This window comes from Spirillospora sp. NPDC049024 (assembly GCF_040649235.1).
Taxonomy (GTDB): domain Bacteria; phylum Actinomycetota; class Actinomycetes; order Streptosporangiales; family Streptosporangiaceae; genus Spirillospora.
In genome coordinates, this window is the sequence record NZ_JBEZFD010000030.1 from 72468 (window position 1) to 90929 (window position 18462).

Below are 18462 nucleotides of genomic sequence, written 5' to 3' on the forward strand. Positions count from 1 at the left end.
AGAGCTGATTGTCATATCCCTGTCTTATCGCCGGGGTCACGGTCCGACCGAGGCGAGGTCCGGACGGCGCGCGACGAAATCGATGAACGCGGCCAGTGCGGGGCTCGGGCGGCGCCCGGCGGGCCAGGCGAGGGACGGGGCCCAGGTCGGTTCGGGGTCCAGGCGGACGACGCCCACCGGCCGGCCCGGCTCCTCGGCCACGGACCGGGGGACGACGGCCGCGGCCAGGCCCACGCTCGCCATGGCGCGGGCCGTGCTGTACTCCCGCGTCTCGTACCGGATGCGCGCCGTCGCGCCGGCGGCCGCCAGGGCCGACAGGATGATCTCGCGGATCGCCGAGCCCGGCGCGTAGCAGACCAGGTCGGCACCGTCGAGAGCGGCGACGGGCACCCGGTACCGGCTCGCGAGCGGCGCGGAGACCGAGGTGATGAGGACGAGCGGCTCCTCGCCGAGCGGCAGGGAGTCGAGCCGCCGCCCTTCCTCCTGCGGCAGCCGGACGAGGGTCGCCGCGTCGAGATGCCCGCCGGCGAGGCCCGCGACCATCTCCTCGGTGTTCATCTCCCGCAGTTCCACGTCGACAGCCGGGAACTCCTCGGCGAACTCCACCAGCAGGCGCGCCAGCCGGGCCGTCAGGCCGCGCGCTCCGCCGAGGCGGATCCGGCCCCGCGTCCCCTCCGCCCAGCCGCGCATCTCGTCCTCGACCGCCGCGATGTCGGCCAGGATCCGCTCGGCGTGCTCCAGCAGCGCCGCCCCGGCCGGAGTCAGCTCCACCCGGTGGTTGTCGCGCTCGAACAGGGTGACGCCGAGCTGCCGCTCCAGCTTGCGGATCTGCTGGGACAGCGCGGGCTGCGCGATCCGCAGCGCCTCCGCCGCACGCGTGAAGTGCAGCTCGCGCGCCACCGCCCTGAAGTACTCCAGCTGCCGAGAAGCCATCATGCGAACATCTTCTCACTCTGCTCACTGTCATTAGCTGCACGTCTTACCCGCCTGCACAGCCGAGACCCGCACCGCCACAGCACGAACGGGGTTAACAGAGGGGTAACGGCGGGCTCATGACACTCCCGATCATGGATTCCGACGCAGGACGGCGTCGATGAGACGGGCGGTGCTCCTCGTCGGCGCGATGCTCGCCGCGGCCGCGATACTCATGGCCGGCTCCACGGCGTACGTCTACGAACCCCCTACCGTCCCTACGGTGACCGCGACGCCCCCGACTCCGAGGCGGCCCCCGGCGACGCCCGCCTTCACCCGGTCCGAGCGCGAGGAACTCACCCGCGCGCTCCGCCGCCACCTGGGCGACAGGGCCGACGACCTGGCGATATCGGTGCGCGACCCGTCCACCGGCCTCGCGTACTCCTACGGCGGGAGCCTGCGGACGGCGACGGCCAGCATCGCCAAGGTCGACATCGTCATGGCACTGCTCCTCCAAGCGCAGCGCGAGGAACGCTCCCTCACGTCCGCCGAGAAGGCCCTGGCCGAACGTGCGATCACGGTCAGCGACAACGACGCCGCCAGCGCGCTGTGGCAGGCCATCGGCGGCGCCCACGGCCTGGCTTCCGCCAACAGGAAGCTGGGGCTGCGCGACACCGAGCCGGGCGCCGGCGGCTCCTGGGGTTCGACGACGACGAGCGCCGCCGACCAGATCCGCCTGCTGAGCGCCCTGACGTCCGCGGACAGCCCGCTCGGTTCCGCAGGCCGCCGCTACGTCCGCCGGCTCATGGGGGACGTGACGCCGGAACAGGCGTGGGGCGTCAGCGCGGCCGGAACCGGCGCCGAGCTGAAGAACGGGTGGCTGCCCCGCGAGAGGCACGGCGGCGCCTGGACGGTCAACAGCATCGGCATCGTCCGGGTCGGAGGCCACACCTTCCTCCTCGCCGCCCTCTCCGAGCGCGGCGCGACCCTGCGCGGCGGCATCGAGGACGTCGAGCACGCCTGCAAAACCGTCGCAACGGCCCTCGCCCGCGCCTCCATCGAAACCTGAGCGGCCCGTTCACCTGCGATGTTCGCGGGATCCGCGCCGGGGCCGTCATACTCTCCGTCGAACAGGGCCCGTCCCCCGCGCTGAAGGAGTCGCCGGCATGCGCACTCGGCCGCTGTACGACGTCGTCGCCCTCCTGGCGCGGCTCGGCGTGGGCATCGTCTTCATGGCGCACGGCTGGCAGAAGATCGAGGCGGGGGTCACCGCGACGAGCCGCTCGTTCGACTCCCTCGGCGTGCCGCTCCCGACGGCCGCCGCCGTCTACTCCGCCTTCGTCGAACTCCTGGGCGGGGCGGCGCTGATCGCCGGGCTCGGCCTCCCGGTCACCGGCGTGCTCCTCTTCCTCGACATGGCGGGCGCGTTCATCTTCGTCCACGCCGACAAGGGCCTGTTCATGGTGGACGGCAAGAGCGTCCAGAACGGCTACGAGCTGGTCGTCGCCCTCGGCTTGGCCGGCCTGCTGTTCGCCGCGGGGGGCGGCGGGCGCCTGACCGTCGACCAGTGGGTCATCGCGAAACGCCTCCGCCGTCCCGCCGAGAAGGAGGACGAGGACGACGCGGCGAGCTTCGTGGAGTCGCTCCGCCAGGCCGAACTGAAGCCCGCGAAGAAGCCCCGCCGCTCCTCCAAGCCGCCCGCGGTCCCCGCCCCCGAGTCGTCCGGCGGCCCGGACAAGCCCGCCGACACGAGCGACGACGTGCTGGTGGCCGGCCGCCGCAAGTCCTCCCAGCGCCGCCGCACCTCGACCACCCAGCCGACCAAGCCCCCCACCGGCGACACCGACCCGCCGGCCTGACGACGGGCCGGTACATCGGCGAGACGCGATCGAACTCGTCCTGAACGAGCTCGTCGCGGAACTTGCGGATGACGCCGGGGGGAATCGGGTCCGGGGGCACTGACGTGGTCATGACGTCCAGCCTCGGACGGCGCTCAGCAGGTCACGCCATAGCCCGGAAGCCTTGGCGCCAGGTGGGGTGTGCCGGGTGCCAGCCCAGTTCGCGCTTCGCCTTGGCGTTGGACGCGCCGCGCAGTTCGGTCATGAGCACCACGCCGGCCTGTCCGGCGGCCAGCCGTCCGACGAACCGCGGGACGCGCATCGGCTTCTTGGCGCCCAGGATCGCCGCCAGTTCCGGCAGCCATTCGGCGACCGGAGCGGGATCGTCGTCGACGATGTTGTAGACGCCGCGGCCGCCCTTCTCCACCGCTGCGACCGTGGCCTCGGCGGCATCGGCGATGTGGATGAACGACCACACCCCGCCGCCGTCGCCGACCACCGGGAACTTGCGCTTGCGGATCATCTCGAGCTGCTCGGAGCCCGGCGCCATGGAGGTGCCGGGTCCGTAGAACCCGCCATAGCGCAGCACGATCCCCTCGGTCCAGGCGGCGCCGAGCACGGCCTTCTCCAAGTGCTCGATCGCGGCGATCATCGAGGCCATCTGGGGGATCGGCGAGCGGTCCAGGGGGTCTTCCTCGACCTTGACCGGCCCGCCGGTCCGGTCGTAGGTGAACGCGCCGTTGCTCTGGGCGACGAACCGTCGCACTCCGGCGGCGCGGGCGGCCGCGAGCAGGTTGTCGGTGCCCTCGGTCCGCAGCCGGCCGGTCGCGGCGAAGCTGCGTTCGAAATGGCGGGTGTCGATGTCCCCGATGGCGGTCAGCTGGTGGACGACCACCTCCGGGGCCGCCTCGCGCACGGCCGCCTCGACCTGGGCGCGATCGAGCGCGTCGGCGATGACCGGCACCGCGCCCAGTTCCGCCGCCTTGGACTTGCCGGATTCGCTGCGGACCATGGCGAACACCTCGTGTCCCGCCTCGACCAGGCGAGGCACGAGTTCCATGCCGATCGCTCCGGTCGCTCCTGCCACGAGCACTCTCATCGTCGGCTCCCTTGCTGTCCGGTTCGGGTTCGCCACTTGAACCGGATGGCCCGCCGATTGCTGACAAGAGTCGAATGTGACTTGGGTCACACCACGAGCAGGGGCTCACCATGGTCGGCCGCCGCCCACTGCTCGGTCGCGCGTGCGAGCTTGTCGGGGTTCGCCTGGGTACGGCAGGCGGCGATGCCCCCGGCCGTGACCTCCAGGCACATGACGGCGACGACCCGGCCTTCCACGACGGCCACGACGGCGGGTTCGCCGTTGGCGACCCAGGCGTATATCTCGGACGAGCCACCGACGATGGCGCGCGTCGCCTCGCTGGGCTTGAGGAGCGCCCCCACGAACTTCGCGACCGCGACGGCTCCCTCGAACGCCTTGGTGCGCGCCGGGACCTTCCCTCCGCCGTCACCCATGGAGACGGCGTCCTTGGTGAGCAGGCGTACGAGCTCATCGGTGTGGCCACTGGTCGCGGCCGCGAGGAACTCTTCGACGATCCGACGCGCGGCGGCCTCGTCTATCTCGCGACGGGCCTTGCCATGCGCGACGTGCTTCTTGGCACGGTGAAAGATCTGCTGGCTGGCGGCCTCGGTGATGTCGAGGATCTCGGCGATCTCCCGGTGCGGGTAGTCGAAGGCTTCCCGCAGGACGTAGACGGCCCGTTCGTTGGGAGACAGCCGCTCCATGAGAGTGAGGACCGCGTACGACACCGATTCGCGCTGCTCGGCGGTGTCGGCCGGGCCGAGCATCGGGTCCCCCGCGAACAGCGGCTCGGGGAGCCACCGGCCCACGTAGGTCTCGCGGCGTGCCCGCGCGGAGGCGAGCTGGTTGAGGCACAGGTTGGTGAGCACCTTCGTCAGCCAGGCCTCAGGGACCTCGACGCGGCCGACGTCCGCGGCCTGCCAGCGCAGGAACGTTTCCTGGACGACGTCCTGTGCCTCGTCCGCGGAGCCGAGGAGACGGTAGGCGATGGCCTGCAGACGGGGCCTCGCCAGCTCGAACCGGTCGACGTCATCCGCCGTCAAAGGCATGGCCTGATCATAGTCTTCCGCAGTGGCTTCAGCAGGTCGCGGCCCTTCTCATGGATGGAGGCCGTCTGATACGCCGAAGGGGAACCGACCATGGCCGGTTCCCCTTCGCCGTCCGGTGGTTCAACCGGAGTCGATCAGTTCGACGAGCGGATGGAGGTTCGCTCGTCCTCAGCTGCAGCCGCTGGTGGAGCCGCAGCCCTCGCAGACGTAGCAGCTGCCCGCCGGGCGCATCTTCGTGCCGCAGGTGAGGCAGAGCGGCGCGTCGGCCGTGCGGCCCTGGCGGCTCTCGATCACCTCCATGGACGAGCGCGCCTCACCGGCCGGGGCCGGGGCGGGCGCCGCGGGCCGGGCGATCTCGGCGGACTGCGCCAGCGACTCGTGGTCGACCTCGTCCTCGGCGTGCAGGGCGGCGGGGTCCTCGCCGTTGGCCTGCATCGCGCGCTCCTCGGCGGTGAAGATGCCGAGGCCGGCGCGCTCCTCGTAGGGGAGGTGGTCGAGCGCCAGGCGGCGGAAGATGTAGTCCATCACCGAGGTCGCCATGCGGATGTCGGGGTCGTCGGTCATGCCCGCGGGCTCGAACCGCATGTTGGTGAACTTCTCCACCCACGTCTCCAGCGGGACGCCGTACTGCAGGCTGATGGAGATCGCCATGGAGAAGGCGTCCATCACGCCGGCGAGCGTGGAGCCCTGCTTGCCGAGCTTGAGGAAGACCTCGCCGACGCCGTCGTCCGGGTAGGACGAGGCGGTCATGTAGCCCTCGGCGCCCGCCACGGAGAAGCGGGTCACGGTCGCGGGCCGCTGCTTCGGCAGCCGCCGGCGGACCGGGCGCGGCGCCGTGTCCGCGGGCGCCGCCGCCTTCGGCTCCTCCTTCTTGCCCGCGGCGGACAGCGGCTGGCCGACCTTGCAGTTGTCGCGGTAGATCGCCAGGGCCTTCAGGCCGAGCCGCCAGCCCTCGAAGTACACCTTCTCGATGTCCTCGATGGTGGCCTGCTCCGGCATGTTGACGGTCTTGGAGATCGCGCCGGACAGGAACGGCTGGACGGCCGCCATCATCCGGACGTGCCCCATCGGGCTGATCGCCCGCTCGCCCATCGCGCAGTCGAACACCTCGTAGTGCTCGGGGCGCAGCCCCGGCGCGTCCACGACGTGGCCGTGCTCGGAGATGTACTCGACGATCGCCTCGATCTGCTCCTGCTGGTAGCCGAGCTTCTTCAGGGCGCGCGGCACCGTGTGGTTGACGATCTGCATGGACCCGCCGCCGACGAGCTTCTTGAACTTCATCAGCGCGAGGTCCGGCTCGATGCCGGTGGTGTCGCAGTCCATCATCAGGCCGATCGTCCCGGTCGGGGCGAGCAGGCTGGCCTGCGCGTTGCGGTACCCGTTCTTCTCGCCGGCCTTCAGGCAGTCGGCCCACTGCTTGGCGGCGGCGGCGTGGATCGCCTTGTCCATCGCGTCCAGCGTGCGGATGTCGTCGTTGGCGGCGGCGTGCTTGCGCATGACGCGCTTGTGCCCCTCGGCGTTGCGCGCGTAGCCGGCGTACGGGCCGACGACGCCCGCGAGCTCGGCCGAGCGCCGGTAGGCGACGCCCGTCATCAGCGAGGTGATCGCCGCGGCGAGGGACCGCCCGCCCTCGGAGTCGTAGGCGTGCCCGGTCGCCATCAGCAGGGCGCCGAGGTTGGCGTAGCCGATGCCGAGCTGCCGGTAGTCGCGGGTCGTCTCGGCGATCTTCTCCGTCGGGAAGTCGGCGAAGGTGATGGAGATGTCCATCGCCGTGATGATCAGCTCGGTGAGCTTGACGAACTTCGCGACGTCGAACGCGTTCTCGTCGGTGAGGAACTTCAGCAGGTTGATGCTGGCGAGGTTGCAGGACGAGTTGTCCAGGCTCATGTACTCCGAGCAGGGGTTGGACGCGGTGATCCGCCCGGTCTCGGGGTTGGTGTGCCAGTCGTTGATCGTGTCGTCGTACTGGATGCCGGGGTCGGCGCACTCCCACGCCGCCTTGGCCATCAGCCGGAACAGCTCCTTGGCCTTGACCGTCTCGATGACCTCGCCGGTCATCCGGGCGCGCAGCCCGAACTCGCCGTCCGACTCGACCGCGTGCATGAACTCGTCCGACACCCGGACGGAGTTGTTGGCGTTCTGGTACTGGACGCTGCCGATGTCCTTGCCGCCGAGGTCCATGTCGAACCCGGCGTCCCGCAGCGCGCGGATCTTGTCCTCCTCGCGCGCCTTGGTCTCGATGAACTCCGCGATGTCGGGGTGGTCGACGTCCAGCACGACCATCTTGGCGGCGCGGCGGGTCGCGCCGCCCGACTTGATCGTCCCGGCGGACGCGTCGGCGCCGCGCATGAACGACACCGGGCCGCTGGCCGTCCCGCCCGAGGACAGCAGCTCACGGCTGGAGCGGATGCGGGAGAGGTTCAGGCCGGCGCCGGAGCCGCCCTTGAAGATGACGCCCTCTTCCTTGTACCAGTCCAGGATCGACTCCATCGTGTCGTCCACGGACAGGATGAAGCACGCCGAGACCTGCTGCGGGGACCTGGTGCCGACGTTGAACCAGACGGGGGAGTTGAAGCTGAACATCTGGTGGACCAGGGCGTACTTCAGCTCGTGGTCGAAGATCTCGGCGTCCTGCTCGGAGGCGAAGTAGCCCTCCTTGAGCCCCGTGTCCACGTACATGCGGACGACGCGGTCGACGAGCTGCTTCAGGCTCCATTCCCGCTGCGGCGTGCCGACCGCCCCGCGGAAGTACTTGGACGTGACGATGTTGACGGCGTTCAGCGACCAGAAGTCGGGGAACTCGACGCCGCGCTGCTCGAAGTTCACCGAGCCGTCGCGCCAGTTGGTCATGACGACGTCGCGGCGCTCCCAGCGCAGCTCGTCGTACGGGTGCACGCCGGGCGTGGTGAAGATGCGCTCGATCTTCAGCCCCTTGCGGCCCCCCTTGCCGCGCCGTGCCGCCGAGCCGCTCACCGTCTCCGTCATGGCCTTCCCCCTCTCGGGCCCTCCCGCCGGGCCCTGTTCAGGAACAACTCCGCCGCCGCACGGGCCATGCCCGCGCGGAGACGCCTTTACATGTGCTGATGTGTTTCCGGAACCGTCCCTACCGGGACGGGCCGGGCTCCCCCGAGGAACCGGCCTTCCGCAGTGCTTCGATCTCCTTGGCGAAGTCGTCCAGCGACTCGAAGCTCCGGTAGACCGAGGCGAATCGCAGATAGGCGACCTCGTCGAGTTCGCCGAGCGGCCCCAGGATCGCGAGGCCGATCTCGTGCGAGGGGATTTCCGCGGATCCGGACGACCTGATCGCCTCTTCGACCCGCTGTCCCAGCTTCGCGAGCGCATCCTCGTCGACCGGACGGCCCTGGCAGGCCCTGCGCACCCCGGCGATGATCTTTTCCCGCGAGAACGGCTCGGTGACCCCGCTGCGCTTGGCCACCATCACGAGCACATTCTCCTGCGTGGTGAATCGCTTGCCGCATTCCGAGCACGACCGGCGACGCCGAATGGCGCCACCGTCATCGGTCGAACGGCTGTCGATCACTTTGGTGTCAGGGTTGCGGCAGAACGGGCAGTGCACGTTTGTTCCCCTTCCCTGACGTAAACGAGTTACACCGATGTTGATGCCATATATAGGGAACTACATCGATGTGACTACTAGATGTTGTGGTCAACCGTACGGCTCGCCGGAGCCGTTCGCAACCTGATCGGCGGCCCCGCGCGTCACATCCGCCACGTCCGCGCAGGTCACCTCCGACACCCCGATTTTCCCTCCGGGCGTGTCGTCACCCACCGCCTCCACCGGACCCCTCCGGGTGACCCTTCACTCCGCAAAGCCCCAGGCAGACGCCCCGGCGCCCATGCGCCACCGCCCGTGACCGCTCAGGCCGTCGCGCTCGGTGAACGCCTCACCCGGCGACCTCTCCGGCGTCCGGCAAGGCCGCCGCCGATACGGCACGGGAGCGCCTGGAGTCGCCGCACGCCGGCGGCGGGCCATGGCGGCACGCAACGCGGGGGGAAGGATGGTTACTTTGCGTGGCGGCCGGGGTCAGCTCGCGGGGAGGCGGAGCTCCTGGCCGGGATGGACGGTGGGGTCGCCCGCGAGTCCGTTGAGGTCGATGATCCGCTGGACGACCACGCGGGGGTCGCTGCCGGGATCGGCGGCGGAGGCGATCTCCCAGAGGGTCTCACCGGGCTCGACGACGACCGTTCGGGCGGGACGGACCGAGGCGCCGTGGCCTTCACCGGAACCGGCGAAGGCGCCCGGGCCCACGGTGAGCCAGAGCAATATCAGCGTCAGGGTGGCGGCGAAGGCGACCAGGACGGCGCGGCCGCGGCGGGTCAGGCGGATCGGGGGACGGTCACTGTGGGGTGAACCCGGCATCTCTCCCCTCCTCGACTTCGAATGCATTTTCGATCGAACGCCTGTACGATGTTCTACCAGGGGGCGTCCGCAAAAAGCGAGCACATCTTCGAACAATTGTTTGATCATCGGGCCTGGACGCGATAGGTTCCATGACAAGGAGTGACGGATCGAGGCGCCCGGGAGGCGACGAGCGATGAGCAAGGTCCGGGAGCTGCCCGACGGGCCGATGGACGAGACGGGCCTGACCCAGCGACAGCGCATGGTCCTGGAGGTGATCCGCGACTCCGTCCAGCGCCGCGGGTACCCGCCCTCGATGCGCGAGATCGGCGAGGCCGTCGGCCTGACCAGCACCTCCAGCGTGTCGCACCAGCTCCGGGCGCTGCAGCGCAAGGGCTTCCTGCGGCGCGACCCCAACCGGCCGCGCGCGGTCGAGGTGAGGGTGCCGGGGGCGACGCCCGTGCGCACCCACGAGGAGGGCTACGAGCCGGGCTCGGCGCAGCCCGCGCCCGCGTACGTGCCGCTCGTCGGGCGCATCGCCGCCGGTGGCCCGATCCTCGCCGAGGAGGCCGTCGAGGACGTGTTCACGCTGCCGAAGCAGCTCGTCGGCGAGGGCACCCACTTCCTGCTGAAGGTCACCGGCGACTCGATGATCGACGCCGCGATCGCGGACGGTGACTGGGTGGTCGTGCGGCAGCAGCCGGTGGCCGAGCAGGGCGACATCGTGGCCGCCATGATCGACGGCGAGGCCACGGTCAAGACGTTCAAGCGCCGCGACGACGGCCACATCTGGCTGATGCCCCAGAACCCCGCCTACGAGCCGATCCCCGGCGACGAGGCGTCGGTGCTCGGACGCGTCGTGGCGGTCCTCCGCAAGATGTGACGCCGCCCCTCAGCGGCCGCCGGAGCCCCTCCGGCGGCCGTTGAACCCTGCCCTGAACCAATTCTCACCGACGCGCCCGCGGACCGACCGCGGCACGCCACCTCGCGCCCTGCCGCGCCGGGTGGGCGGGGTGGCCGCCCCGTCGCTCGCGGGGAGCGGCGCGGCGGGCCCTGGTCAGCGCTTGGGGACGATGTTGACGATCTTGGGGGCGCGGACGATGATCTTGGCGATGTCGGCGCCGCCCAGGGCGTCCTGGATCTTGGCGGACGCCAGCGCGCGGCGCTCCAGTTCCTCCGCGGTGATCCCGGGCGGGACGTCCAGGCGGTCGCGCACCTTGCCGCCGACCTGGACGACGCAGGTGACCGACTCCTCCACCAGCAGCGCGGGATCGGCGGACGGCCAGCCCGCGCGGATCACCGGCGCCGTGCGGCCCAGCAGCTCCCACACCTCGTCGGCGGTGTAGGGGGCGAACAGCGACAGCAGCACCGCGATCGCCTCGGCGGCCTCGCGGACGGCCGGGTCGGCGGCGCCGGGGCCCGAGTCGATGGCCTTGCGGGTCGCCGTGACCAGCTCCATGATCCGCGCGATGGCGACGTTGAACCGCTGCGTCTCGACCAGCGTGGTGGCCTCGGCGACCGTGCGGGCCGTGGCGCGGCGCAGGGCCGGGTCACCGGTGGTGACGTCCACGCCGGGCGGGGACGAGACCTCGGTGGCGATGCGGTGCACGCGGGACAGGAACTTCGACATGCCGTGCTGGGACACGTCGGCCCAGTCGATGTCGTCCTCGGGCGGGCCGGAGAACAGGATCGCCAGCCGGACGACGTCCACCCCGAACTCGGCGATCTGCTCGCCCAGGTCGACGCCGTTGCCCAGCGTCTTGGACATCGCCTTGCCCTGGTTGATCACCTGGCCCTGGTTCAGCAGCCGGGTGAACGGCTCGGTGAAGTCGACCATGCCCATGTCGTGCAGGACCTTGGTGAAGAACCGGCTGTACAGCAGGTGCAGGATGGCGTGCTCGACGCCGCCCGTGTACTGGTCGACCGGCATCCACTTGCGGACCTGCTCGACGTCGAACGGGCCGCCCTCGTAGCCGGGCGAGCAGTAGCGGAAGTAGTACCAGGACGAGTCGACGAACGTGTCCATGGTGTCGGTGTCGCGGGTGGCCGCGCCGCCGCACTTGGGGCACTCGGTGTTCACCCAGTCGGACGCGGCGGCCAGGGGCGAGGTGCCCTTCGGCGCCAGGTCGGCGCCGCGCAGGCCCTCGGGCAGCTTCACGGGCAGCTGGTCGTCGGGGACGGGGACCTCGCCGCACGCCTCGCAGTGCACGATCGGGATCGGGCAGCCCCAGAACCGCTGCCGGGACACCAGCCAGTCGCGCAGCCGGAAGTTCACCGACGCGCGGCCGGTGCCGCGCTCCTCCAGGATCTCGGTGATGCGGGCGATGCCGTCGGCCTTGGTCAGCCCGTCGATCGGGCCGGAGTTGACGATGGCGCCGTCACCTGAGGTGGCGACGCCCGTCTCGGCGGGGTCGGCCAGGCCGGTCTCGACGACGACGCGGACGGGCAGCCCGAACTTCAGCGCGAAGTCCAGGTCGCGCTGGTCGTGCGCCGGCACGGCCATGATCGCGCCGTGCCCGTACTCGGCCAGGACGTAGTCGGACGCCCAGACGGGCAGCCGCTCGCCGTTGACCGGGTTGACGGCGTAGCGGCCCAGGAACACGCCGGTCTTCTCGCGCTCGGTGGACAGCCGCTCGATCTCGCTCTCGCGGGAGACCTCGTCGCGGTAGGCCTCGAACGCGGCGCGGTGGTCGGGGTGGCAGATCTCCTCGGCCAGCGCGGCGTCGGCGGCGACGACCATGAAGGTCGCGCCGTACAGGGTGTCGGGGCGCGTGGTGTAGACGGTGACGGGCTCGTCACGGCCCTCGATCACGAAGTCGACGTCGGCGCCGGTGGAGCGGCCGATCCAGTTGCGCTGCATCAGCAGGACGCGCTCGGGCCACTTGCCCTCCAGCTGCGCCATGTCGTCCAGCAGCCGGTCCGCGTACTCAGTGATCTTGAAGTACCACTGGGTCAGCACGCGCTTCTCGACCAGCGCGCCGCAGCGCTCGCAGTGCCCGCCGACGACCTGCTCGTTGGCCAGGACGGTCTGGTCCTTCGGGCACCAGTTGACGTGGCCGCCCTTGCGGTAGGCCAGGCCCCGCTCGTAGAAGCGCAGGAACAGCCACTGCGTCCACTTGTAGTACTCGGGGTCGGAGGTGTGCAGGCGCCGCGTCCAGTCGAAGGACGGGGCGTAGCGGTGGAAGGAGGCCGCCTGCGTCTCGATGTTGGCGTACGTCCACTCGGCGGGGTGCGAGTCGCGCTTGATGGCGGCGTTCTCGGCGGGCAGGCCGAAGGAGTCCCAGCCGATCGGGTGCAGGACGTTGTGACCGCGCTGGAACCAGTAGCGCGCGACGACGTCGCCGATGCCGAACGCCTCCGCGTGGCCCATGTGCAGGTCGCCGCTGGGGTAGGGGAACATGTCGAGGGCGTAGCGGCGCTCTTCGGCGGTGCCCGTCTCGTCCGCCTTGAACGGGTCGAGCTCCTCCCAGCGGGCCTGCCACTTGTCCTGAACCGCCCGGGGGTCGTACCCCTCGTTCAGGGGGGACGCCCCCCCTGTACCCCCCGGCGTCGCACGGTAGGGAACGTCGCTGCTCACGCTTCTGACTCCGGTTCCTGCTGCTGGGTCGTGGCCGTCCGCCGACATGAAACGGCCCCTCGCACAGGAGGGGCCACCACGCTGACGTCAGTGCGTCAACGTGGTCGTTCGAGGAGCAGCCTGGCTGACATACCTCAAGAGTAGCGCAGTCGCAACCCCCGCCGCCGCGACTTAATGCCCCGACTCCTGGCGCGCCATGGACACGACGCCGGTCACCTGGACGCGGGTCAGCTCGAGATCGGCGCCGACGGCCGACAGCGTCTCCTCCTCGGAGACGGTCAGCGGGCCGTCGACCAGCGCGATCTCGGCGGCGGCGCGCAGGATGCTCTCCCGCGCCTCGGGGGCGAGGGCCGAGGCGGCGCGTCCCATCTCGACGCGGACCTCGTCGAAGGGGCGGCCCAGGTCGGCGTTCAGGGCGGTGTCGTCGTACCCGGGCTCGCCGGCCTGCCGGACGACGGCGACGGCGCGGGAGCGGGCGGCCTCGTCGGTGTAGTCGCCGGAGCGCAGGACCTGCGCGATGGCCATGCGCAGCAGCATCGCGGGCATCTGCGCGAGCTGCGCGGTCGTCGGCACGTCGAGCACGCCGGGGTTCCAGCGGCCGTGGCAGGTGTCGCACTCGACGAACTCGCCGCCCGCCTTCATCAGCGGGATGACCGGGATGAAGAACAGCGTGAAGAAGTTGCGCCCCTGCCGGCGGCGGTACTCGCGGTCGCCGCCGCAGTCGGGGCAGTGGAAGGTCCCCCTGGTCAGGGTGAAGAACACCACGCGCCAGCCGAAGATGATCAAGATCGCGCACCCTTTCTCGCCGAAGCGGCACATGGTAACGCCGCCGGACCGCCCGGATGGTAACGACGGCGGGCGGAGCCGCGTTCCCGCCCGGCCCCTTCCGGCCCCTTCCGGCCGCGCCGGCCACCGTCACAACGACGAAAACGGCACGTCAAGGCCTGCGAATGATGGCGCCGGACACGTCCCGTGCAGCAGGATGTGCCAAACGGTTCATACACTCGTCGGTAACTAACCGGCAGGTCACCTTTCCGCGCGAGGAGTGCCATGCTCAACCTGTCCGTGCTGCTGGAGGACGCCGCCCGGGAGACGCCCGACCGCGACGCGGTCGTGTTCGGCGATCTCCGGCTGTCCTACTCCTTCCTCGACCAGGTCGCGAACCAGGTCGCGAACCTGCTGCGCGAGCGCGGCATCGGGCCGGGCGACAAGGTGGCGCTCTCCAGCCCGAACCTCCCGTACTTCCCGATGGTGTACTTCGGGGTGCTCAAGGCGGGCGCGGTCGTCGTCCCGCTGAACGTGCTGCTCAAGCCGCGGGAGATCGCCTACCACCTCGGCGACTCCGGCGCCAAGGCGTTCTTCTGCTTCGAGGGGACGCCGGAGCTGCCGCTCGGTGAGATGGGGCGCGCCGGGTTCGAGCAGGCGGAGGGCTGCGAGCACCTCTTCCTGCTGCCCGCCGACCCGTCCGCGACGGAGTCCCCGGTCGAGGGGGCCGAGCTGTTCTGGGCGGCGCTCGCCGGCGAGCCGGGCACCTTCGAGACGGCGCAGACCGGGCCGGGCGACACCGCCGTGATCATCTACACCAGCGGGACGACCGGGCAGCCGAAGGGCGCCGAGCTCACGCACAGCAACCTGCTGACGAACGCCATGGTGGACGACACGCTCTTCTACCGGACGCTGCACGACACGTCGCTGGTGACGCTGCCGCTGTTCCACATCTTCGGCCAGACGTGCGTGATGAACGTCGGCCTCTACCGGCGCGCGACGCTCGTGATGCAGGCGCGGTTCGACGCCCGGCAGGCCGTCGAGCTGATGGTCAAGGAGAAGGTGAACATCTTCGCGGGCGTCCCGACGATGTACTGGGGGCTGCTGACCGACGAGACCTCCGACGAGGACATCGCGGCGATCCGGGAGAACCTGCGGGTCGCGGTGTCGGGCGGGTCGGCGCTGCCCATGGAGGTCCTCAAGGGCTTCAAGACGAAGTTCGGCGTGGACGTCCTGGAGGGCTACGGCCTCTCGGAGACGTCGCCGGTGGCCTCGTTCAACCGCCCGGACCGTCCGACCAAGCCCGGCTCGATCGGCCTGCCCGTGTGGGGCGTCGAGATGAAGCTGATCGACGACGACTGGAAGGAGATCGAGGGCGAGGGGCCCGGCGAGATCGCCATCCGGGGCCACAACATCATGAAGGGCTACTACGGCCGGCCCGAGGCGACCGAGGCCGCCATCAGGGACGGCTGGTTCCGCACCGGCGACGTGGCCCGCCGCGACGAGGACGGCTACTACTACATCATCGACCGCTCCAAGGACATGATCATCCGGGGCGGGTACAACGTGTACCCGCGGGAGCTGGAAGAGGTCCTGATGACCCACCCGGAGGTCTCGCTGGCCGCGGTGGTGGGCGTCCCGCACCCCTCGCACGGCGAGGAGGTCAAGGCGTACGTGATCCGCACCCCCGGCGCGACCGTCACCGAGGACGAGCTGGTCGCGTGGGGCAAGGAGCAGTTCGCGAACTACAAGTACCCGCGGATCGTCGAGTTCCGCGACGAGCTGCCGATGACCGCCACCGGCAAGATCCTCAAGCGCGAGCTGCGCTGACCGCGCGCGGGGCCCGGGGCCTCAGCGGACGCTGAGGTCCTGGGTCCCGACGACGCGCAGCAGCTTCATCGCCTCGTGCGAGGGCGTGCCCGGCGTGGTCGTGTAGAGGACGACCCGCTGGTCGCGTTCCGGCACGTAGAGGACGTCGCAGTGCATGTCCAGCTCGCCGACGACGGGATGCGTCATGCGCTTGCGGCTGCCCCGCCTGATCCCGACCTCGCCCTCGTCCCAGAGCCGGGCGAACAGCGCGCTGCGGCCGGCGACCTCGGCGACCAGCCCGGCGATGCCGGGGTCGCCCGGATACCGGCCGAACGCCGCCCGCAGGTCGGCCACCAGTCCGCGGGCGAACTGCGTCAGATGCTCGTCGGCGCCGTACCGCTCGATGTCGGAGCCGCCGAACAGCCAGCGGACGACGTTGCGGTCATGGGGCGCCATCTCGGCGAAGTCGGTCATGAGCGCCGCCGCGAGCGGGTTCCAGGCGATGATGTCCTGCCGGGCGTTCAGCACGTAGGCGGGCGTGTCGTCCAGCCGTTCGAGCAGGTGCACGATCCCTGGCGGGACGTCCTGCGAAGGGCCGCTCGGCGGTTCCGGCGCCTCACCGGCGAGGCCGTAGAGGTAGGCGCGCTCATCGTCGGTCAGCCTCAGCGCGCGCGCCAGCGCCCCGAGGATCTGCCTGGACGGACGGGGCCCGCGCCCCTGCTCAAGGCGGATGTAGTAGTCCACCGACATCCCGGCCAGCTGCGCGACCTCTTCCCGGCGCAGACCGGGGGTCCGGCGGCGCGTCCCTCCCGGGAGCCCGACGTCCGAGGGCTGGATGCGGGCCCGCCGGGAACGCAGGAACACCGCCATCTCCTGTCTGTCCATGTCCTCCAGCATGTCCGATACAGCGGACCGGCGGCCGGGCCGAGGGTGGTACGGCCGATCCCAGCTTCGGGCGGTCTCTCCTCAGCCCGGACGCCGCCGGGAAACCTGGACGGCATGACGACACAGATCGCACTCATCACCGGAGCCAACAAGGGCATCGGCTTCGAGACCGCCCGCATCCTCGGCCGCGGCGGCGCCACGGTCCTGCTCGGGGCGCGTTCGGCCGAGCGCGGCGAGCCGGCCGCCGCCGCGCTCGCCGCCGAGGGGATCGACGCCCGGTTCGTCCGGCTGGACGTCACCGGCGCCGACACCGTCGAGGCCGCCGCCAAGTGGATCGACGCCGAGTTCGGCCGGCTCGACATCCTGGTCAACAACGCCGGGATCACCACGACGGGCGCCACCGGCTTCCCGCCGAGCCGCACGGCCGCGGACCTGGTCCGGACCGCGTTCGAGACCAACGTGTTCGGCGTCGTCGCGGTCACCAACGCGATGCTCCCGCTGCTGCGCCGCTCCCCCGCCGGGCGGATCGTCAACGTCTCCAGCGAACTCGGCTCGCTGACGTTGCACAGCGACCCGTCCAGCCTGGTGCACGGCGTCAACCTGCTGCCGTACAACGCGTCCAAGTCGGCGCTGAACGCCGTCACCGTCGCCTACGCCAAGGAGCTGGCCGGCACCTCGATCACGGTGAACGCCGCCACGCCCGGGTACTGCGCGACGGACCTCAACGGCCACGCCGGGCACCGGACCCCGGAGCAGGGGGCGTCCGTGATCGCCGGGGTGGCCCTCCTCGGCGACGACGGCCCGACGGGCGCGTTCCTCGCCGAGGACGGCCCCCTGCCCTGGTAGTCCGGGCTCAGATCGAGTAGGGCAGGCGCTTGATCCCGTTGATGAAGTTGGACTCCAGCCGCTCGGGCTCGGCGGCCGCGCGGATCTCCGGCGTCCGGCGCAGCAGCTCGCGGAACATCACGGTGATCTCGCGCCTGGCCAGGTGCGCGCCGAGGCAGAAGTGCGGCCCGGGCCCGCCGAACCCGACGTGCTGCTTGTTGTCGCGCAGGATGTCGAACCGCTCCGGGTCGGTGAAGACCGACTCGTCCCGGTTGGCCGACCAGTAGTAGAGGACGAGCTTGTCGCCCTCCTTGATCTCGTGCTCGTTCAGCATGGTGTCGCGGGTGGCGGTCCGGCGCATCCAGATGACCGGCGAGACGTACCGGACGATCTCCTCGACCGCGCCGGGCATGCGGGCCTCGAAGTCCTCGACGAGCAGGGCCCGCTGCTCGGGGTGGCGGGTGAACAGGTCGAGGCCGTGCGCGATCGCGTTGCGGGTGGTCTCGTTGCCGGCGACGACCAGCAGGATGAAGAACGAGCCGAGCTCCTGGTCGGTCAGCGACTCGCCGTCGAGGTTGGCGTTCACCAGGGCGGAGGTGAGGTCGTCGGTGGGGTTCGCGCGGCGCTGCCGCCCGAGGTCCTCGACCAGGCCGCGGAGCGTCTCGCCGGCGCCGATCAGCGCCATCGCCATCTGCTCGGGGTCGTCGGACGGGATGAACTCGGCGTCGTTGCCCGCCAGGATGACGTTGGTGGCGTCGAGGACGGTCTGGTAGTGCTCCTCCTCGATGCCCATCATGTCGCAGATGATCTTCAGGGGGAGCCGGGCGGCGACGTCCGCCACGAAGTCGCCCGAGCCGCCGCCCGCCGCCACGTTCTCGACGATCTGGCCGGCGACCGCCTCGACCCGGTCCTCGAACCGCTGGATCATGCGGGGCGAGAACGCCCGGGACACGATCCGCCTGATCTTGGCGTGCCGGGGGTCGTCCATGCTGATCAGCGAGCCGAAGTACTCGTGCATGTCGCCCGGCATGTCCGGGATGCTGATGGCGCCCTTGCCGGAGCAGAAGTCCTGCGGGCGGCGGGACGCCTCCACGACGTCGGCGTGCCGGGTCAGCGGGTAGTACCCGGGGCCCTTGGGCACGATGACGACCTCGGGCTCCTCGAAGCGGATGAGCTCGGGGTGCCACCGCAGCGCCTTGAACGCCTCATGGCGGTAGTCGTGCGGCTTCCGCCAGAACTCCCAGTCCGTCAGGTTGATGTCCTCGACTTTGAGCACGCGCCCACCACCTCGTCAACGTCCGAACCCGATTCGGTTTACACGTACCCTCTCAAAGTAAAGAGGAAAGCGCACACTGATCGGCCGG

Annotated in this window: 15 protein-coding genes; 5 read left to right on the top strand and 10 right to left on the bottom strand. The window is 70.6% G+C overall.

All coding sequences use genetic code 11. The features are described 5' to 3' along the window. Window positions 1-36: 36 nt before the first annotated feature. A complete protein-coding gene (locus AB0C21_RS38390) occupies window positions 37-933 on the bottom strand; it encodes a LysR family transcriptional regulator (protein ID WP_500210991.1) in 897 nt (298 codons plus the stop codon). A 160-nt stretch (window positions 934-1093) separates the two neighbouring features. Here AB0C21_RS38390 and AB0C21_RS38395 point away from each other — a divergent pair, with 160 nt between their 5' ends. Beyond that, window positions 1094-1981, top strand: a complete 888-nt coding sequence (locus AB0C21_RS38395; protein ID WP_500210992.1) for a serine hydrolase — start codon at window positions 1094-1096, stop codon at window positions 1979-1981. Between the two features lie 97 nt (window positions 1982-2078). Continuing rightward, window positions 2079-2771 carry a DoxX family protein gene (locus tag AB0C21_RS38400; RefSeq protein WP_500210993.1) on the top strand — a complete coding sequence of 231 codons (693 nt, stop codon included), beginning with the start codon at window positions 2079-2081 and terminating at the stop codon, window positions 2769-2771. A 142-nt stretch (window positions 2772-2913) separates the two neighbouring features. On the opposite strand, the gene AB0C21_RS38405 is transcribed toward AB0C21_RS38400, so the two are convergent. The 5 genes from AB0C21_RS38405 to AB0C21_RS38425 form a co-directional block, all read right to left on the bottom strand. Further along, a complete protein-coding gene (locus AB0C21_RS38405; protein WP_500210994.1) occupies window positions 2914-3849 on the bottom strand; it encodes an NAD-dependent epimerase/dehydratase family protein in 936 nt (311 codons plus the stop codon). Between the two features lie 86 nt (window positions 3850-3935). Beyond that, a complete protein-coding gene (sigJ, locus tag AB0C21_RS38410; protein ID WP_500210995.1) occupies window positions 3936-4877 on the bottom strand; it encodes an RNA polymerase sigma factor SigJ in 942 nt (313 codons plus the stop codon). 168 nt (window positions 4878-5045) lie between these two features. Then, window positions 5046-7862 (bottom strand): vitamin B12-dependent ribonucleotide reductase, encoded by a 2817-nt coding sequence (locus tag AB0C21_RS38415; RefSeq protein WP_500210997.1) that lies wholly within the window; start codon window positions 7860-7862, stop codon window positions 5046-5048. Window positions 7863-7980: 118 nt separating this feature from the next. Continuing rightward, window positions 7981-8454 (bottom strand): transcriptional regulator NrdR, encoded by a 474-nt coding sequence (gene nrdR / locus AB0C21_RS38420; protein ID WP_141583086.1) that lies wholly within the window; start codon window positions 8452-8454, stop codon window positions 7981-7983. 468 nt (window positions 8455-8922) lie between these two features. Next, window positions 8923-9258 (bottom strand): LysM peptidoglycan-binding domain-containing protein, encoded by a 336-nt coding sequence (locus tag AB0C21_RS38425; RefSeq protein WP_500210998.1) that lies wholly within the window; start codon window positions 9256-9258, stop codon window positions 8923-8925. Between the two features lie 175 nt (window positions 9259-9433). Between AB0C21_RS38425 and lexA the strand changes: the two genes are divergently transcribed. Next, a complete protein-coding gene (gene lexA / locus AB0C21_RS38430; protein ID WP_149262102.1) occupies window positions 9434-10120 on the top strand; it encodes a transcriptional repressor LexA in 687 nt (228 codons plus the stop codon). A 174-nt stretch (window positions 10121-10294) separates the two neighbouring features. Here lexA and leuS read toward each other — a convergent pair whose 3' ends face one another. Together leuS and AB0C21_RS38440 are read right to left on the bottom strand one after the other, a co-directional pair. Then, on the bottom strand, window positions 10295-12757 hold the full coding sequence (gene leuS, locus AB0C21_RS38435) for a leucine--tRNA ligase (protein ID WP_500211030.1): 2463 nt from the start codon (window positions 12755-12757) through the stop codon (window positions 10295-10297). Window positions 12758-12985: 228 nt separating this feature from the next. Continuing rightward, on the bottom strand, window positions 12986-13600 hold the full coding sequence (locus tag AB0C21_RS38440; protein WP_149262100.1) for a TerB family tellurite resistance protein: 615 nt from the start codon (window positions 13598-13600) through the stop codon (window positions 12986-12988). 264 nt (window positions 13601-13864) lie between these two features. Here AB0C21_RS38440 and AB0C21_RS38445 point away from each other — a divergent pair, with 264 nt between their 5' ends. Further along, window positions 13865-15409, top strand: a complete 1545-nt coding sequence (locus tag AB0C21_RS38445; protein WP_500210999.1) for a long-chain-fatty-acid--CoA ligase — start codon at window positions 13865-13867, stop codon at window positions 15407-15409. Window positions 15410-15430: 21 nt separating this feature from the next. Here the strand turns inward: AB0C21_RS38445 and AB0C21_RS38450 are convergent, their stop codons facing one another. Beyond that, the gene (locus AB0C21_RS38450) at window positions 15431-16273 is read right to left on the bottom strand and encodes a helix-turn-helix transcriptional regulator (protein WP_500211000.1); all 843 of its coding nucleotides are present in this window, start codon (window positions 16271-16273) and stop codon (window positions 15431-15433) included. A 114-nt stretch (window positions 16274-16387) separates the two neighbouring features. On the opposite strand from AB0C21_RS38450, the gene AB0C21_RS38455 reads away from it, so the two are divergent. After that, window positions 16388-17119 carry an SDR family oxidoreductase gene (locus AB0C21_RS38455; RefSeq protein ID WP_500211001.1) on the top strand — a complete coding sequence of 244 codons (732 nt, stop codon included), beginning with the start codon at window positions 16388-16390 and terminating at the stop codon, window positions 17117-17119. Window positions 17120-17126: 7 nt separating this feature from the next. On the opposite strand, the gene AB0C21_RS38460 is transcribed toward AB0C21_RS38455, so the two are convergent. Continuing rightward, a complete protein-coding gene (locus AB0C21_RS38460) occupies window positions 17127-18374 on the bottom strand; it encodes a cytochrome P450 (RefSeq protein WP_500211002.1) in 1248 nt (415 codons plus the stop codon). Window positions 18375-18462: the final 88 nt, after the last annotated feature.

What these genes read in the sequence shown, in the direction of transcription:
- AB0C21_RS38390 (WP_500210991.1), bottom strand. Translation starts at nt 933, where the DNA reads ATGGCTTCTCGGCAGCTGGAGTACTTCAGGGCGGTGGCGCGCGAGCTG.
- AB0C21_RS38395 (WP_500210992.1), top strand. Translation starts at nt 1,094, where the DNA reads ATGAGACGGGCGGTGCTCCTCGTCGGCGCGATGCTCGCCGCGGCCGCG.
- AB0C21_RS38400 (WP_500210993.1), top strand. Translation starts at nt 2,079, where the DNA reads ATGCGCACTCGGCCGCTGTACGACGTCGTCGCCCTCCTGGCGCGGCTC.
- AB0C21_RS38405 (WP_500210994.1), bottom strand. Translation starts at nt 3,849, where the DNA reads ATGAGAGTGCTCGTGGCAGGAGCGACCGGAGCGATCGGCATGGAACTC.
- sigJ (WP_500210995.1), bottom strand. Translation starts at nt 4,877, where the DNA reads ATGCCTTTGACGGCGGATGACGTCGACCGGTTCGAGCTGGCGAGGCCC.
- AB0C21_RS38415 (WP_500210997.1), bottom strand. Translation starts at nt 7,862, where the DNA reads ATGACGGAGACGGTGAGCGGCTCGGCGGCACGGCGCGGCAAGGGGGGC.
- AB0C21_RS38425 (WP_500210998.1), bottom strand. Translation starts at nt 9,258, where the DNA reads ATGCCGGGTTCACCCCACAGTGACCGTCCCCCGATCCGCCTGACCCGC.
- lexA (WP_149262102.1), top strand. Translation starts at nt 9,434, where the DNA reads ATGAGCAAGGTCCGGGAGCTGCCCGACGGGCCGATGGACGAGACGGGC.
- AB0C21_RS38445 (WP_500210999.1), top strand. Translation starts at nt 13,865, where the DNA reads ATGCTCAACCTGTCCGTGCTGCTGGAGGACGCCGCCCGGGAGACGCCC.
- AB0C21_RS38450 (WP_500211000.1), bottom strand. Translation starts at nt 16,273, where the DNA reads ATGGACAGACAGGAGATGGCGGTGTTCCTGCGTTCCCGGCGGGCCCGC.
- AB0C21_RS38455 (WP_500211001.1), top strand. Translation starts at nt 16,388, where the DNA reads ATGACGACACAGATCGCACTCATCACCGGAGCCAACAAGGGCATCGGC.